The 14,415-nt window shown below is 54.7% G+C and carries 17 protein-coding genes; all 17 read right to left on the bottom strand.

Annotated elements, in window-relative coordinates:
- Positions 1-21: 21 nt before the first annotated feature.
- Positions 22-1,443 (bottom strand): F0F1 ATP synthase subunit beta, encoded by a 1,422-nt coding sequence (atpD, locus tag B9L21_RS16595; protein ID WP_063167197.1) that lies wholly within the window; start codon positions 1,441-1,443, stop codon positions 22-24.
- Positions 1,444-1,470: 27 nt separating this feature from the next.
- Positions 1,471-2,328: an ATP synthase F1 subunit gamma gene (gene atpG / locus B9L21_RS16590; RefSeq protein ID WP_063167196.1), complete on the bottom strand. Its 858-nt coding sequence runs from the start codon at positions 2,326-2,328 to the stop codon at positions 1,471-1,473.
- A gap of 65 nt (positions 2,329-2,393) precedes the next feature.
- On the bottom strand, positions 2,394-3,902 hold the full coding sequence (atpA, locus tag B9L21_RS16585; RefSeq protein ID WP_063167195.1) for a F0F1 ATP synthase subunit alpha: 1,509 nt from the start codon (positions 3,900-3,902) through the stop codon (positions 2,394-2,396).
- 24 nt (positions 3,903-3,926) lie between these two features.
- Positions 3,927-4,463, bottom strand: coding sequence for a F0F1 ATP synthase subunit delta (locus tag B9L21_RS16580; RefSeq protein WP_063167194.1), 537 nt, complete (start codon positions 4,461-4,463; stop codon positions 3,927-3,929).
- The gene (gene atpF / locus B9L21_RS16575; RefSeq protein ID WP_063167193.1) at positions 4,460-5,002 is read right to left on the bottom strand and encodes a F0F1 ATP synthase subunit B; all 543 of its coding nucleotides are present in this window, start codon (positions 5,000-5,002) and stop codon (positions 4,460-4,462) included. Before atpF ends, B9L21_RS16580 begins: the two co-directional genes overlap by 4 nt.
- 187 nt (positions 5,003-5,189) lie before the next feature.
- Positions 5,190-5,402 carry a F0F1 ATP synthase subunit C gene (atpE, locus tag B9L21_RS16570; RefSeq protein WP_003253662.1) on the bottom strand — a complete coding sequence of 71 codons (213 nt, stop codon included), beginning with the start codon at positions 5,400-5,402 and terminating at the stop codon, positions 5,190-5,192.
- 78 nt (positions 5,403-5,480) lie between these two features.
- Positions 5,481-6,191 carry a F0F1 ATP synthase subunit A gene (atpB, locus tag B9L21_RS16565; protein ID WP_063167192.1) on the bottom strand — a complete coding sequence of 237 codons (711 nt, stop codon included), beginning with the start codon at positions 6,189-6,191 and terminating at the stop codon, positions 5,481-5,483.
- Between the two features lie 18 nt (positions 6,192-6,209).
- A complete protein-coding gene (locus B9L21_RS16560; protein ID WP_063167191.1) occupies positions 6,210-6,578 on the bottom strand; it encodes an ATP synthase subunit I in 369 nt (122 codons plus the stop codon).
- Between the two features lie 6 nt (positions 6,579-6,584).
- The gene (locus B9L21_RS16555) at positions 6,585-6,803 is read right to left on the bottom strand and encodes an AtpZ/AtpI family protein (protein WP_063167190.1); all 219 of its coding nucleotides are present in this window, start codon (positions 6,801-6,803) and stop codon (positions 6,585-6,587) included.
- Positions 6,804-7,181: 378 nt separating this feature from the next.
- Positions 7,182-7,811: a uracil phosphoribosyltransferase gene (upp, locus tag B9L21_RS16550; protein ID WP_020961512.1), complete on the bottom strand. Its 630-nt coding sequence runs from the start codon at positions 7,809-7,811 to the stop codon at positions 7,182-7,184.
- Positions 7,812-8,012: 201 nt separating this feature from the next.
- Entirely contained in the window at positions 8,013-9,251 is a 1,239-nt protein-coding gene (gene glyA, locus B9L21_RS16545; RefSeq protein ID WP_063167189.1) for a serine hydroxymethyltransferase, read from the bottom strand.
- Positions 9,252-9,344: 93 nt separating this feature from the next.
- A complete protein-coding gene (locus tag B9L21_RS16540) occupies positions 9,345-9,923 on the bottom strand; it encodes a TIGR01440 family protein (protein ID WP_063167188.1) in 579 nt (192 codons plus the stop codon).
- 68 nt (positions 9,924-9,991) lie between these two features.
- Positions 9,992-10,438, bottom strand: coding sequence for a ribose 5-phosphate isomerase B (gene rpiB / locus B9L21_RS16535; RefSeq protein ID WP_020961515.1), 447 nt, complete (start codon positions 10,436-10,438; stop codon positions 9,992-9,994).
- Positions 10,439-10,580: 142 nt separating this feature from the next.
- A complete protein-coding gene (locus tag B9L21_RS16530) occupies positions 10,581-11,870 on the bottom strand; it encodes a methyl-accepting chemotaxis protein (RefSeq protein WP_063167187.1) in 1,290 nt (429 codons plus the stop codon).
- Between the two features lie 28 nt (positions 11,871-11,898).
- Positions 11,899-12,345: a low molecular weight protein arginine phosphatase gene (locus B9L21_RS16525; RefSeq protein ID WP_063167186.1), complete on the bottom strand. Its 447-nt coding sequence runs from the start codon at positions 12,343-12,345 to the stop codon at positions 11,899-11,901.
- Positions 12,346-12,468: 123 nt separating this feature from the next.
- Positions 12,469-13,020, bottom strand: coding sequence for a manganese efflux pump MntP family protein (locus B9L21_RS16520; RefSeq protein ID WP_020961518.1), 552 nt, complete (start codon positions 13,018-13,020; stop codon positions 12,469-12,471).
- A 247-nt stretch (positions 13,021-13,267) separates the two neighbouring features.
- Positions 13,268-14,311, bottom strand: a complete 1,044-nt coding sequence (locus tag B9L21_RS16515; protein ID WP_063167185.1) for an L-threonylcarbamoyladenylate synthase — start codon at positions 14,309-14,311, stop codon at positions 13,268-13,270.
- Positions 14,312-14,415 lie beyond the last annotated feature (104 nt).

The raw sequence follows: 14,415 nt of genomic DNA, 5'->3' as shown, positions 1-14,415 counted from the left end.
GTCCAATCCCCCTATCCCGGGTCACACTGCGACACCCATAGCTTTCGCTTTTTCGACAACTTCTTCAATGCGGCCGACTAAGCGGAACGCATCTTCCGGAAGGTGGTCGTATTTGCCCTCCAAAATTTCTTTAAAGCCGCGCACCGTTTCCTTAACCGGCACGTACGAACCCGGTTGGCCCGTGAACTGTTCCGCCACGTGGAAGTTTTGCGACAAGAAAAACTGAATGCGGCGGGCGCGGTGGACGACGAGCTTGTCTTCGTCCGACAGTTCGTCCATCCCTAAGATGGCGATAATGTCTTGCAATTCTTTATAGCGCTGCAGCGTTTGTTGCACGCGGCGAGCCACTTGGTAATGCTCTTCGCCGACAATTTCCGGCGCCAATGCCCGCGATGTCGACGCAAGCGGGTCAACGGCCGGATAAATCCCCATCTCGGCGAGCTTCCGCTCAAGGTTGGTCGTCGCATCCAAGTGCGAGAACGTCGTTGCCGGAGCCGGGTCCGTATAGTCGTCGGCCGGGACGTAAATCGCCTGGATCGAGGTGATCGAGCCTTTGGCCGTCGACGTAATCCGCTCCTGCAATTGACCCATCTCCGTCGCCAATGTCGGCTGATAACCAACAGCTGACGGCATACGGCCTAACAACGCCGACACTTCCGAACCGGCCTGCGTGAAGCGGAAAATGTTATCGATAAAGAGCAGCACGTCTTGCCCTTGCTCATCGCGGAAATATTCGGCCATCGTCAAGCCGGTCAACGCGACGCGCATCCGCGCGCCCGGCGGCTCGTTCATTTGCCCGAACACCATGGCCGTTTTGCTGATAACGCCGGAATCTTTCATTTCATGGTACAAGTCGTTCCCTTCGCGCGTCCGTTCCCCGACGCCGGCGAAGACGGAAATCCCGCCGTGCTCTTGGGCGATGTTGTGGATCAGCTCTTGGATCAAGACCGTTTTTCCTACGCCGGCACCGCCGAACAAGCCGATCTTACCGCCTTTAATATACGGGGCAAGCAAGTCGACGACTTTAATCCCTGTTTCCAAAATTTCGACTTCCGTCGCCAATTCCTCGAATTTTGGCGCCGGACGGTGAATCGGGTCGCGGCGGGCTTCAGCCGGAATGTCATCTTGCAAATCGATCGGCTCGCCTAAGACGTTAAAGACGCGGCCGAGCGTGACATCGCCAACCGGAACCGAGATCGGCGCACCGGTGTCCACCACTTCCATGCCGCGGATCAACCCGTCGGTGGACGCCATCGCGATCGTCCGTACCGTATCATCGCCAAGGTGCAAGGCGACTTCCAATGTCAAGTCGATGTCGACTTCGTTTTCGTTGCGCGCTTGATGTTGAATTTTCAGGGCGTTGTAGATGGCCGGCAAGTGACCGTTTTCGAACTTGACGTCTACAACCGGACCCATGACTTGAATAACGCGTCCTCTTGTCATCGTTTTCCCTCCTAACTTGCTAGTCCGCTATTGCAAGGCGTTTGCCCCGGCGACAATTTCTGTAATTTCTTGCGTGATCGAAGCTTGGCGAGCGCGGTTGTAGGAAAGCGTCAACGTGCGAATGAGTTCGTGCGCGTTGTCGGTCGCGTTCTTCATCGCTGTCATCCGGGCGGCGTGTTCGCTCGCTTTCGCATCGAGCAACGCGCCGTAAATGAGGCTCTCCGCATATTGCGGCAATAAGACGTCCAAAATTTCTTCTTGCGACGGTTCAAATTCGTATATCGTGCGCTTCTCGTTATCAGCCAAATCGGTGAGCGGAAGCAGCTTCCGTTCCGTCACATCTTGCTGGATCGCGCTCACATAATGGTTATAGTACATATACAGTTCATCAAACGTGCCGTCGGCGAACAATCCGACCGTTTTGTTGGCAATTTCTTTAATATCGGCGAACGACGGCTGATCCGGCAAGCGGGTAATGTCAAGAATGACCGGCATGTTCCGTTTGCGGAAAAAGTTTAACCCGACGCGGCCGATGACGATGATCGCATACTCATCCGGGGAGGAGTGGCGCGCTTGAATCGTCTGGTAGACGGTGCGCAACACGTTGCTGTTGTATGCTCCGGCCAAGCCGCGGTCCGACGTAATGACCAAATACCCCGTCTTTTTCACCGGGCGCGAAACGAGCATCGGGTGGGAAGCGCCGCCGGCGCCAAGTGCGACGTTGGCCACGACTTCCTGCAGTTTTTCCATGTATGGAATGAACGACTTCGCGTTTTGCTCCGCGCGGTTTAATTTCGACGTCGAGACCATTTCCATCGCTTTCGTAATTTGGCTCGTTTTTCTCGTCGAGTTGATGCGCGTTTTAATGTCGCGTAACGATGCCAAAGGTTTCACCACCTTTTTGCTGCACGAGATCTAACAGGCGCGGGGGCCGAACGCCCCCGTCAGCCTTATTGGGAAACGACAAACGTTTTCTTGAACGCTTCGATCGCTTTATTGAAATCTTCCTCGTTCGGAAGGTCTTTCGTCGTACGGATGTGTTCAAGCAAGTGCTGTCCGTTTTGGTCAAGCCACAAGAAAAATTCTTTTTCAAAACGGCGCACGTCTTCGACCGGAATGTCATCCAAAAAGCCGCGCGTCAAAGCGTAAATGATGGCGACTTGCTTTTCGACCGGAATCGGTTGGTGCAAGTCTTGTTTCAGCACTTCAACCGTGCGCGCCCCGCGGGCAAGCTTCGCTTGCGTCGCTTTATCGAGGTCGGAACCGAATTGGGCGAACGCTTCTAATTCACGGTATGCCGCCAAGTCGAGACGGAGCGTCCCCGATACTTTTTTCATCGCTTTAATTTGCGCGGCACCACCGACGCGCGAAACGGACAGCCCTGCGTTGATCGCCGGGCGGACGCCGGAGAAGAACAAGTCCGATTGCAAGAAAATTTGTCCGTCCGTAATCGAGATGACGTTCGTCGGGATGTAGGCGGAGATGTCGCCCGCTTGCGTTTCGACGAACGGAAGCGCGGTCAAGGAGCCGGCGCCTTTGGCATCGCTCAATTTCGCTGCGCGCTCAAGCAGGCGGGAGTGCAGGTAGAAGACATCCCCCGGGTACGCTTCACGGCCTGGCGGACGGCGAAGCAACAGCGACAGCTCGCGGTACGCAGCGGCTTGCTTCGACAAGTCGTCGTAAACGACTAAGACGTGTTGGCCTTTGTACATGAAATACTCGCCCATCGATACGCCCGCATACGGCGCCAAGAACAAGAGCGGAGCCGGCTGCGACGCCGAAGCGGTGACGACGATCGTATAGTCAAGCGCGCCGTGTTTGCGGAGCGTTTCGACAACCGTACGAACCGTCGATTCTTTTTGCCCGATGGCGACGTAAATACAAATCATATTTTGGCCTTTTTGGTTGATGATCGTGTCAATCGCAACGGACGTTTTCCCGGTTTGCCGGTCGCCGATGATGAGCTCGCGCTGTCCGCGGCCGATCGGCACGAGCGCGTCGATCGCTTTAATCCCGGTTTGCAGCGGCTCATGTACCGATTTCCGATCCATAACGCCCGGCGCCGGGCTTTCGATTGGACGCGTTTCCGTCGTTTCCACCGGACCTAGGCCGTCGACTGGCTGGCCGAGCGGGTTGACGACGCGACCGATGAGCGCCTCCCCGACTGGCACTTCCATAATCCGTCCGGTACGGCGCACTTCGTCTCCTTCTTTAATGCCGGTGTACGGACCTAAAATAACAATACCGACGTTGTTTTCTTCCAAGTTGAGCGCCATGCCCATGACGCCGTTGGCGAATTCAACGAGCTCGCCGGACATGACGTTATCAAGCCCGTGAACGCGGGCGATCCCGTCGCCGATTTGGATGACGGTGCCGACGTCGCTCACTTGGATTTGCGATTCGTAGTTTTCAATCTGCTGCTTAATGAGCGCGCTAATTTCTTCCGCTCTAATGCTCATGCCTTTCACCCCTGTCTCCAAATGTTAACTAATGAGCTGCCGCTGAATCCGTTCCAGCTGTCCGCTGACGCTGCCGTCATAAATGCGGTTGCCGATGCGCAACTTCACACCGCCAATGAGTTCCGGGTCGACGATATTTTCAATGCGGAGCGTCTCTTTGCCCACCTTTTTGGCAAATACGTCAGAAAGCGCCTGCAGTTCTTCATCCGTCAACGGCCGTGCTGAATAGGCGATCGCCTCGGCGATGCCGCGCGCGTCGTTAGCGAGGACGATAAACTGCTCGGCCAGTTCGGGCACAAGGCCGAAGCGATGGCGCTCAAGAAGAAGCAAAAGCGTATGTTGCACCGGAGCGGAAATGCCGGCAAACGCTTCGCGAACGAGCGCTTTTTTCTTGTCTAAGGAAAGTTTCGGATTGGAAAGAAGCGATAAAAACTCGCCGTTTTCCACCAACGCTTGGCGCACGGCGCGAATGTCTTCCTCGATCTTGTCCAGCTGCTGCTGTTCAAGCGCGATTTGAAACAGAGCGGATGCATACCGTTTAGCGATCACTTCTTGGTTCATCGCGCTCCTCCTACCTCTTGCACGTCTTTAATGTACGCTTCAATCAGCTTGCGCTGGTCTTGTTCGGTCAATTCTCTTTCAATCACTTTCGAAGCGATGAAGACAGACAACGACGCCACTTGTTCGCGAAGCGCGGCCATCGCCTGTTCTTTTTCGCGCTCGATTTCTTGTTTCGCCGCTTCTTTTACCCGCTCCGCTTCCGCACGGGCCGAGGCGACGATTTGTTCCTTTTGCTCTTCGGCGAGCTTGCGCGCATTTTCAATGAGCGTTTGCGCTTCCTGGCGCGATTGCTTCATCAGTTCACGCTGTTCTTCAAGCAGTTTTTCCGCCTCTTGGCGGCGTTTTTCCGCTTGGTCAATTTCATTGGCAATATGCTCTTCGCGTTGTTTCATGACGCTCATAAGCGGTCCCCAGGCAAATTTGCGAAGCAAAAGCATCAACAAAATAAACGCGACAAGCTGAAAAATGATGTCCCCGGTGTTGACCGCTCCATGCCCAGCCGCTGCGCCGAGCGCCGCTGTTTGTAATGCTGCCAACATATTTTCGTTCACTCCTTTCGGCCGTTGCGTCTTGACCGAACATTGCTGATCGGTCGTCCCTCTATATCAAGGCATACATAAAGCAATGGCGAAGGTTCTTATCGAATGATCTTCGCCATCATGACTTTGACCTTTCTTTTTGCTGAAGGCGCTTGTTAACATTCCGTTAACAAGCGCTCCCCATTTGTTATCTTCCTTGTACCATAAACGCGATAACGACCGCGATGATCGGAATCGCCTCAACAAGCGCAACCCCGATAAACATTGTCGTTTGCAGCATGCCGCGCGCTTCCGGTTGGCGTGCAATTCCTTCTACTGTACGAGAAACGATTAAACCGTTACCGATACCCGCACCAAGTGCGGCAAGACCAATAGCAATTGCTGCAGCTAATACACCCATCTGAAGAATCCTCCTTATTAACTAAAAAGTTGATTTATTTTTTAAAAATAGTAAACAGAACATGGATCAAGATGAAGATTAATGATCATGGCTAACTTTATGCGCCATATATACCATTGTTAACATGGTGAATATGAATGCTTGAATGGCCCCGACGAAAATACTAAACGCTTGCCATACCATCGTCGGAATGATCGCGGCAATCGTTCCTCCGACACCGGTGGCCAGCCCCCCGACAAGCAATGCAAGCAAAATTTCGCCGGCAAAAATGTTTCCGTAAAGACGGAGACCAAGTGTCAATGTATTGGCGAATTCTTCAATGATCTTGAGGGGAAACATAAACCACATTGGGCTTGCAAACCCTTTTAAGTATTCGGAAGCGCCGCGCAGTTTAATGCCGTAGTAGTGGGAAAGGGCTACAACCATCACAGCCAACGTCAACGTAATAGCCGGATCGGCTGTCGGTGATTTCCACCATAATTCATCATGGACGACAACGGAGAATGGAAGACCTAACATGTTGGCGACAAAAACATACATAATTAACGTTAAACCGAGTAAATGAAAACGCCCCCCTGTTGCCCAGTCCATGTTGCTTTTAATGATTCCTTTCACAAAATCGACAACCCACTCGATAAAATTTTGCAATCCTGTCGGCCTCATCGAAAGATTACGCGTTGCCGCAATGGCAATAGCCAGTACAATGACGCAAGTGATAGTCACCATTAATACGTTGGCCAAATTAAATGTAAGACCAAACAATTCATAAAGTGGCGCTTTATGATCCATTATCGCTCACCTCACTTTCTATGCAGCTGATTGATCATTATGTAAAAAATGATTTACTACCAACAAAATATACGGGGTGGATAGGCCGATCACCGCCGGCACCACCGACAAATGTTGGGGGTAACGGGACACAAGAAAGGCAACCGCCATCGCCAACGCAAAACGGATCATTGTCCCAAGCGACGGAGGGCGACGCCCTTCAGCGACCGCTTCTCCGACCTTTCTTACACGCCGAGCCAACAGCCGTATGCTGTACCATCCTGCCGCTGTACCGACGAGCAGACTAAAAAACCACCCTTCATACTTTGTCCATATCGCCCCTAATGCATAACAAGCCATCAAGATGAACAGTTGGTTTTGAATTCGTTTGATGATCGTATCGAGCATGGCTCCTTATTCCTCAAAAAAGCGTCGGACTGTTTTCAGCGTGGCAAAAACTCCTGCCGCTAAACCGAGCAACAGGCCAATAATTAGAAAAATCGGCTCACTGTCTAATTGCCGGTCGGCCCATCTTCCACCGAACAAACCGACTAACGTGCAGCCGACAAGTTGTGATGTAATTGCCGACATCAACCCGATCGCTCGAAACGGGTGGCGGTCATTTTTTTTCATAGACCATATACCCCACTAAGTTGATAACAAGAGTAGTTTTAGACAGTGAAAACCCTCTCAACATATCCCCTGTAAAGCATACAATACCAATAGGTTCATGTCAATGTATTTCCACACAAAACCTCATTAACACAGGGCAAATATTAATAATTTGTGACAATTTCTCATTTTCTTTTCACAAATATCATGTATAATGGTATATTTTATTTTTAGCTGCTCTTTCTGCCTGACTTGGCCGTTCAGCTTCCCGCCATAGCAGGCGGCGTCGCAGGTAATCATAACGCAAGAAGGTTTCCATATGTATGCCGAAAAAGGGTGTCCCGGCCATGCGGGCACCCTTTTGTTCGCCGTATGCGCGGCGTCTTGTTCAGTTGACTGTCATTTTGTTCCAAACAGCCGGTCGCCGGCATCGCCGAGGCCGGGGACGATATAACCGTGGTCGTTCAGCCGCTCGTCAAGGGCGGCGATGTAAATGTCGACGTCCGGGTGCGCCGTTTCCACCGCCTTGACCCCTTCCGGCGCCGCGATCAGGCACATAAACTTAATGCTTTTCGCCCCCCGCTTTTTCAACGCTTCGATCGCCGCCACTGCCGAGCCGCCGGTCGCGAGCATCGGATCGACGATGATGAAATCGCGCTCTTCGACATCGCTTGGCAGCTTGACGTAATATTCCACTGGCTTGAGCGTTTCCGGATCGCGGTATAGGCCGACGTGGCCGACTTTCGCTGCCGGGATGAGCTTCAAAATGCCGTCCACCATGCCGATACCGGCGCGCAAAATCGGGATGACGCCTAGCTTTTTGCCGGCGATGACTTTCGCTTTCGCCCGGCTGACAGGAGTTTCGATCTCCACTTCCTCAAGCGGAAGGTCGCGCGTAATTTCAAACGCCATCAGCGTCGCCACTTCTTCAACGAGCTCGCGAAATTCTTTTGTACCTGTATGCTTGTCGCGAATGTACGTCAGTTTATGCTGGATGAGCGGATGGTCAAATACATACACTTTTCCCATGGGTCATCTCCTCTTCCGTATGTATGGCAGTACACTTCTATACATTCTACTGGAAAACGGGCGCCCGTTCAACTGTTGAAACAAAGGAAAAGGCACACTGCCGAACCGATCATTGGCAGTGTGCCTCGCCCATTCTGAGCCGAGAAGACCCCCATGTCTACATGTGAACGCAGACGGGAGCGTTCCATTGCCGTTGTCTCCTTAGTCTTGGTAGAGCGGGAATTTTTCCGTCAAAGCGGCGACGCGTTGGCGCGCTTCTTCAAGCGCCTGTTCATTATCTTTGTTTTTCAGCACGAGACCGATAATGGCGGCGATTTCATCCATTTCTTCCAAGCCGAAGCCGCGCGTCGTGACCGCGGCCGTCCCGATGCGGATGCCGCTCGTGACAAACGGGCTTTCCGGATCATATGGAATCGTGTTTTTGTTGACGGTAATGCCGACTTCATCCAATACTTTCTCCGCTGTTTTCCCTGTCAGCTGCTGCGGGCGCAAGTCAACAAGCAGCAAATGGTTGTCCGTGCCGCCGGAGACAAGGGTGAACCCTTCTTTTTGCAAGGCGTTCGCTAAGCGCTGGGCGTTGTCGATGATGCGCTTGGCGTACACTTTAAAGTCCTCTTGCAGCGCCTCGCCCAACGCGACTGCCTTCGCAGCAATGACATGCATGAGCGGGCCGCCTTGAATGCCAGGGAAAATCGATTTGTCGATTTGTTTCGCAAACTGCTCTTGGCATAAAATCATCCCGCCGCGCGGGCCGCGCAATGTTTTATGCGTTGTCGTCGTGACAAAGTGGGCGTACGGCACCGGATTCGGATGAAGACCTGCCGCAACAAGACCGGCAATATGGGCCATATCGACCATTAAATAGGCACCGACTTCATCAGCGATTTCCCGAAACTTGGCAAAATCGATGACGCGCGGATAGGCGCTGGCGCCGGCGACGATCAGCTTCGGCCGATGGAGGCGCGCTTTTTCGCGCACATCGTCATAGTCGATGACATGCGTTTCCGGATCGACGCCATATTCGACAAAGTTGTACTGGATGCCGCTGAAATTGACCGGGCTGCCGTGCGTCAAATGTCCGCCATGCGACAAGTTCATGCCGAGCACGGTGTCGCCGGGCTTGAGGACGGTGAAATAGACGGCCATGTTCGCCTGCGCTCCGGAATGCGGCTGGACGTTCACATGCTCTGCCCCGAACAACTGCTTCGCCCGTTCACGCGCCAAATCTTCGACCACGTCGACGTACTCGCAGCCGCCGTAATAGCGTCGGCCCGGATAGCCTTCCGCATATTTGTTCGTCAATACCGATCCTTGCGCTTCCATGACGGCGCGGCTGACGAAGTTTTCCGAAGCGATCAGCTCGATTTTCGCGTGCTGCCGCTTCCGCTCTTGTTCGATGGCCGCGAACACTTGCGGATCTTGTTGTGGCAAGTAGTTCATCAATAGCTCCCCCTTACACAAAATTCAGTGAATATCCGTTTTTATTTTATCAGCTTTCACCGGACAAATCCAAAGAAAAAGTGAATAAAATGACTAGAAAGTGCAGGAATCATTCGGATTTTCCAACGAATAGACAGCGCGGGCGCCGCCGATCAGCTTCGGCCGTGTTTTCGCCAACGTCACATGCGCCGCTCCGACTTGCTTCACCGGGACGCGCACGGGGACGACGACCGGCTTCAAATGCATGCCGATGAGCGTATGGCCGATATCGATCCCGGCGTCGGCGCGAATCGCCTCGACGACGACCGGATCCGCGAGATTTCGATAGGCGTAAGCGGCCATCGCTCCCCCCGCCTGCGGCACCGGAACGACGGAAACGACCTCCAGCCCGTGAGCGCGCGCCGTCTCCCGCTCAACGACAAGCGCCCGGTTTAAATGTTCGCAACATTGAAACGCCAGCTCAATGCCGGTTTCACGCCGCCACGCCTCAAGCTCGGCAAAAAGCATGGCGGCGACATCCATCGACCCGGCCGTGCCGATTCGCTCGCCAAACACTTCGCTCGTGCTGCAGCCGACCACCACAATGTGGCCGCGGCCAAGCGGCGCCTGTTCGCGAAACGCGCGCAAGATGGCTTGCCATTGTTGCCGCCATTCGGTCAATGGTGCGTCCATGGCCATCCCCCCCTTATTGATGCGCCGATATATCGGCAATTTTTGCGAAACGATGCGCCTTTTATTTTTTACAAATGTTCGTTTTCATAATCGGCGATTTTGTCGATCCGCCGCGCGTGACGGCCGCCTTCGAATTCTGTCTCGAGCCACGCTTTCGCGATCTCACGCGCCAAGCCAGGGCCGATCACGCGCTCCCCCATCGCGAGGATGTTGCTGTCGTTATGCATGCGTGTCAGTTTGGCGCTGTAAACATCATGACAAAGGGCGCAGCGCACCCCTTTCACTTTATTGGCGGCGATCGTCATGCCGATGCCGGTCCCGCAAATTAAAATGCCGCGGTCAAACTCGCCGCGCGCCACTTTTTCAGCGACCGGGAGCGCGTAATCCGGGTAATCGACCGACGTTTCACAGTCGCAGCCAAAATCGGTATATTCGATGCCCATTTCATCAAGAAGGGCTTTAATTTCTTCACGGATACGAATTCCGCCATGGTCGGAAGCAATGGCCACTTTCATGTTCGTTCGTCTCCTTTCTGTTCGCTCTGCCCCTTGTCTCTCGGAGCGGGCGTTTCATCGATACCCTATCACATGATGCTAGCGCGGTTTTTTTGTTTCCGGCAGCGAAGTCGACAGCGTGTTTGTCGGTGCGCCTGTCATGTTAACTGGCGCGAAAACGGGCGACCGCTGCCTGCAGCTGTTCCGCCTGTTCGACGAGCTCGTTGGCCAGCTTGTGCACGTCGCCGATCGCTGCCGTTTGTGCCCGCGTCGCCGCCGCGACTTCGAGCGCACCGGCGGATGTCTGTTCGGCAATCGCTGCCACTTCTTGCGCCTGTGCAGCGGCTCGCCCCATATGCACCATCTGATTTTTCGCCAACCCGGCGATCTCATGGACGGCGCGGATCAATTCATCCGCCGACGCCGTCATGGCCGCAATGGCCGCGTTCGTGCGCTCCCCTTTGGCCGCCGCAGCGTTGGAAGCGGCTACTTGCTTGTCCATTTGTGCCACAACATGGGCGACTTCGTTTTGAATGTTGCCGACGAGTTCAGCGATTTGCTTGACCGCTTTAGCGCTTTCATCGGCTAGTTTGCGCACTTCTTCAGCCACAACGGCAAAGCCGCGGCCATGCTCGCCGGCGCGGGCGGCTTCAATCGAGGCGTTGAGCGCCAGCAAGTTCGTTTGCTCGGCAATATCGGTGACAAGCAACGTAATATTGCCAATTTGTTTGGCGTTTCCTTCAAGCTGTTTGACGACTGCCCGCGACCTTTCTTGATCGTCGGCGAGCTGTCCGATGCCGTCGACAAGGGAACGGATCGCATCGCAGCTCGCTTTGAGCGTTTCTGCCATCGCCTGCGCGGATTGTTCGGCGCGCTCGGCCGTCCCTTTCACTTGCTCGGCGATGGCAAGCACATCTTCGACCGCCGCGGCTGCCGCCTGCGTCGCTTCAGCCGAGGCCGCTGCCCCTTTGGAGATGTCGTCAATCGTCGCCGCGATGTCGTGCGCACGACCCGCCGCCGCCTCAGACGCTTCTTTTATCTCTGCCGTCTTTTCGTTCGTGCGCACCGCGTTTTCTTCAATGTTGGCGACGACCGCGCGCAAATGGCCGAGCATGCGGTTGAAAGCGACAGCAAGCGAGCGGATTTCGTCATTGGACGGAGGGAGCGGGACGTCCGCTTCAATGTGCCCGCCGGCTGCCTTCACAGCGGCTTCTTCGAGGCGTTGCAGCGGCCTCGTAATCCAGCCGGCCGCGACATAGGCGAGCACCCCCGACCAAAAAATGCCGAGCAGCAGCACAATAATCGTGAACACGCCTTTATTGAACGATGCAAACCACCAATCGTACAACACATACAAGAACAAGGCGCTCGTTGAATATGTAATGAGCGCCAGCGCCGTCGTAAAGACGACAAGCTTCAGGCGCAAACCAAACGAACGATCTGTTCCCCCCATCGTTTTCCCCCTCACCGATCATGTCAGATCATTGTCTCTCTTGCAATTTTTCCGCCAAGCGGTCAATGAGCGCCGCCAACTCATCGCGCGCCGCCCGGTACGCCTCGACCGGGCCGCCGAACGGATCGGCGATGTCACCGTCTGTTCCTGAAGCGAACTGTTTTAACGTAAACGTTTTGTCTTTCGCCTCCGGAAAACGGCCAATGATCATCTCTTTATGGCCGGACGTCATCGCCAACACATGCGTCGCCCAATCAATATGCTCTTTTTTTAACGGCGAGGAACGGTGGGATGCGTCAATCCCCTTTTCTTTCAGCACCGTTTTCGCATGGGCGGACGCCTCGCTTCCTTCCGCAGCAAACACCCCAGCCGATTTCACCTCGACACCGGGCAGCTGCTTGCTCTCAAGCAATGCCGCTGCCATCGGGCTGCGGCACGTATTGCCTGTGCAGACGAACAAAATGCGGTACGACATGACAACCACCTCTTCACAACAATGGCCTACCACCAATATACCATAGGAAAAAGAGCAAAAAAAAGCAGGCAGTCCGCTTTTTCCCACGTAAATGAAAAAGCCGGCATCGCCTGCCCCGATTTTTCACGAAAAGAGCAGCTTCAGCCCGAACGCGAGCAAAATGCTGCCGCCGAGCGCTTCGCTGTATGAACCGAGCCATTGCTGAAAATGGCGGCCCACCAACAGCCCGATCCAAGTCAATACCGTGCTGAATAGGCCGAACAGAAGGATCGTCACCATCGTCCGCGCCCCGAAAATGCCAAGACTTAGCCCGACCGAAAAGCTGTCGAGGCTAACGCTGAACGCAAAAAAAAGCAGCCCCGCCCCGCGCGGAAACAACGGTGACCCGTCTCCCCGCTGAAACGATGTAACGATCATTTGCCCGCCCAGCCATAATAGCAACAGCCCGCCCGCATAAGTAGCGATGCTGCCGAACTCGCGCGACAAAAAGCGGCCGACTGCCATGCCGACAAGCGGCATAAAAATATGAAACAAGCCGATCGTGAGCCCAATATAAAAAATTTGCCGAAGCCGAAGACGCAACAGCCCCATTCCTAGAGCGACCGAAAATGCGTCCATCCCTAGCGCCAGCGCCATTAGCGACAGCGCGATCATTTCGCCGATTAACGCGCCCATTCCCCTTCCCTCCCGGACTGGCCTTACTGCTAACATATGCACGTCCAGAATCGTTTAGAAGCAAACTGGTCATACAGGGGGAAAGACGGCTTCATGTGCAGAACGGCGAAAAGAAAAAGGGTGCCGCAACACAATGAGACCCCCTTTTTCACCGCTCTATATACACATCAAATGGATTCGTTTCACTAGCAGATGACCTTTTGCGTCAGCTTCTTTGCGCTTTAGCCAACGGGCGCTTTCGTTTCCGCTATTCGCGAATGACGCGCCCGCCGGCTGCTTTCTTCAACCGGTTCATGATCGCAACGCCGATCCCTTCTTCTGGAAACGCCTCGCTGTAAATGAGGTCGACGCCCGTCTCATCAAATCGGCGCAGCGTATCGTACAGGCGATGGGCGACCGTTTCGAGCTCGCGGCGCGTCCCGCACGCCAACACGACATCAGCGGCATAACGGCTTTTATTTTCTTCAGTCGTCAGCACACCGACGGTTTTTCCCCCCGCCCGGCTTTCATCGACAAGCTGCTGCAACAACGACGGCGGGCCGGAGACGATCGAAAGCGGCGCTTTTGGCGCGTAATGCGTATATTTCATCCCCGGCGCTTTCGGCGCTGTCTGTTCATCTCCCATGCCGACGGCCTCCTCAACGCGGCCGACCGCTTCGCTCAGCGCCTCCTTCGTCACCCCGCCCGGGCGCAAAATCGTCGGCACCTCCCCGCTGCAATCGAGCACAGTCGATTCGACGCCGATGCCGGTCGGCCCGCCATCAATCACCCCGGCGATGCGCCCGTTTAAATCGGCGAGCACGTGGGCGGCCGTCGTCGGGCTCGGTTTTCCTGACCGGTTGGCGCTCGGAGCGGCAAGCGCCAAGCCGCTCGCCTCGATCAAGGCGAGCGCCAGCGGGTGATCCGGCATGCGCACCGCCACCGTCGGCAGCCCAGCCGTCACCCGTTCAGACACCGCTTTGGCCCGTTTTGGCAATACTAACGTGAGCGGCCCCGGCCAAAACCGCTCCATCAATGTTTTCGCCATCGGCGGGATCGCTGCGGCGATCGCTTCCACTTGCGCTACGTTCGCGACGTGAACGATGAGCGGATTGTCGCTCGGCCGCCCTTTGGCGGCAAAAATTTTGCCCACCGCTGCCGTATTGGCCGCATCCGCCCCTAAGCCGTACACCGTTTCCGTCGGGAACGCCACCACTTCCCCGGCCCGCAGCCATTCGGCCGCCTCTTGTATTTGTGGATAAATTTGCTGTTTATCAACAATATTATCCACAGTCCAAACACGCGTTTTCAATCGTTTCACCTTCTCTATCGTCTTGATTCGCCTTGAAGATAGCGGCTTTGTCCGGAAGCGCTGAACCGGTTTTCGCCGCCCGTCCATAGTTACGCACAAGTTGT

The organism is Geobacillus uzenensis (genome assembly GCF_002217665.1).
Classification (GTDB): Bacteria; Bacillota; Bacilli; order Bacillales; family Anoxybacillaceae; genus Geobacillus; species Geobacillus subterraneus.
The sequence above is the reverse complement of the archived record's forward strand: the minus strand, read 5'-3'. Positions and strand labels throughout refer to the sequence as shown.

Coding starts and splice junctions, on each gene's coding strand:
- atpB (WP_063167192.1), bottom strand. CDS start 6,191: ATGGATCATAAAGCGCCACTTTATGAATTGTTTGGTCTTACATTTAAT.
- atpD (WP_063167197.1), bottom strand. CDS start 1,443: ATGACAAGAGGACGCGTTATTCAAGTCATGGGTCCGGTTGTAGACGTC.
- B9L21_RS16555 (WP_063167190.1), bottom strand. CDS start 6,803: ATGAAAAAAAATGACCGCCACCCGTTTCGAGCGATCGGGTTGATGTCG.
- atpA (WP_063167195.1), bottom strand. CDS start 3,902: ATGAGCATTAGAGCGGAAGAAATTAGCGCGCTCATTAAGCAGCAGATT.
- atpF (WP_063167193.1), bottom strand. CDS start 5,002: ATGTTGGCAGCATTACAAACAGCGGCGCTCGGCGCAGCGGCTGGGCAT.
- upp (WP_020961512.1), bottom strand. CDS start 7,811: ATGGGAAAAGTGTATGTATTTGACCATCCGCTCATCCAGCATAAACTG.
- glyA (WP_063167189.1), bottom strand. CDS start 9,251: ATGAACTACTTGCCACAACAAGATCCGCAAGTGTTCGCGGCCATCGAA.
- B9L21_RS16540 (WP_063167188.1), bottom strand. CDS start 9,923: ATGGACGCACCATTGACCGAATGGCGGCAACAATGGCAAGCCATCTTG.
- atpE (WP_003253662.1), bottom strand. CDS start 5,402: ATGGGTGTATTAGCTGCAGCAATTGCTATTGGTCTTGCCGCACTTGGT.
- B9L21_RS16580 (WP_063167194.1), bottom strand. CDS start 4,463: ATGAACCAAGAAGTGATCGCTAAACGGTATGCATCCGCTCTGTTTCAA.
- B9L21_RS16560 (WP_063167191.1), bottom strand. CDS start 6,578: ATGCTCGATACGATCATCAAACGAATTCAAAACCAACTGTTCATCTTG.
- rpiB (WP_020961515.1), bottom strand. CDS start 10,438: ATGAAAGTGGCCATTGCTTCCGACCATGGCGGAATTCGTATCCGTGAA.
- B9L21_RS16525 (WP_063167186.1), bottom strand. CDS start 12,345: ATGTCGTACCGCATTTTGTTCGTCTGCACAGGCAATACGTGCCGCAGC.
- B9L21_RS16530 (WP_063167187.1), bottom strand. CDS start 11,870: ATGGGGGGAACAGATCGTTCGTTTGGTTTGCGCCTGAAGCTTGTCGTC.
- B9L21_RS16520 (WP_020961518.1), bottom strand. CDS start 13,020: ATGGGCGCGTTAATCGGCGAAATGATCGCGCTGTCGCTAATGGCGCTG.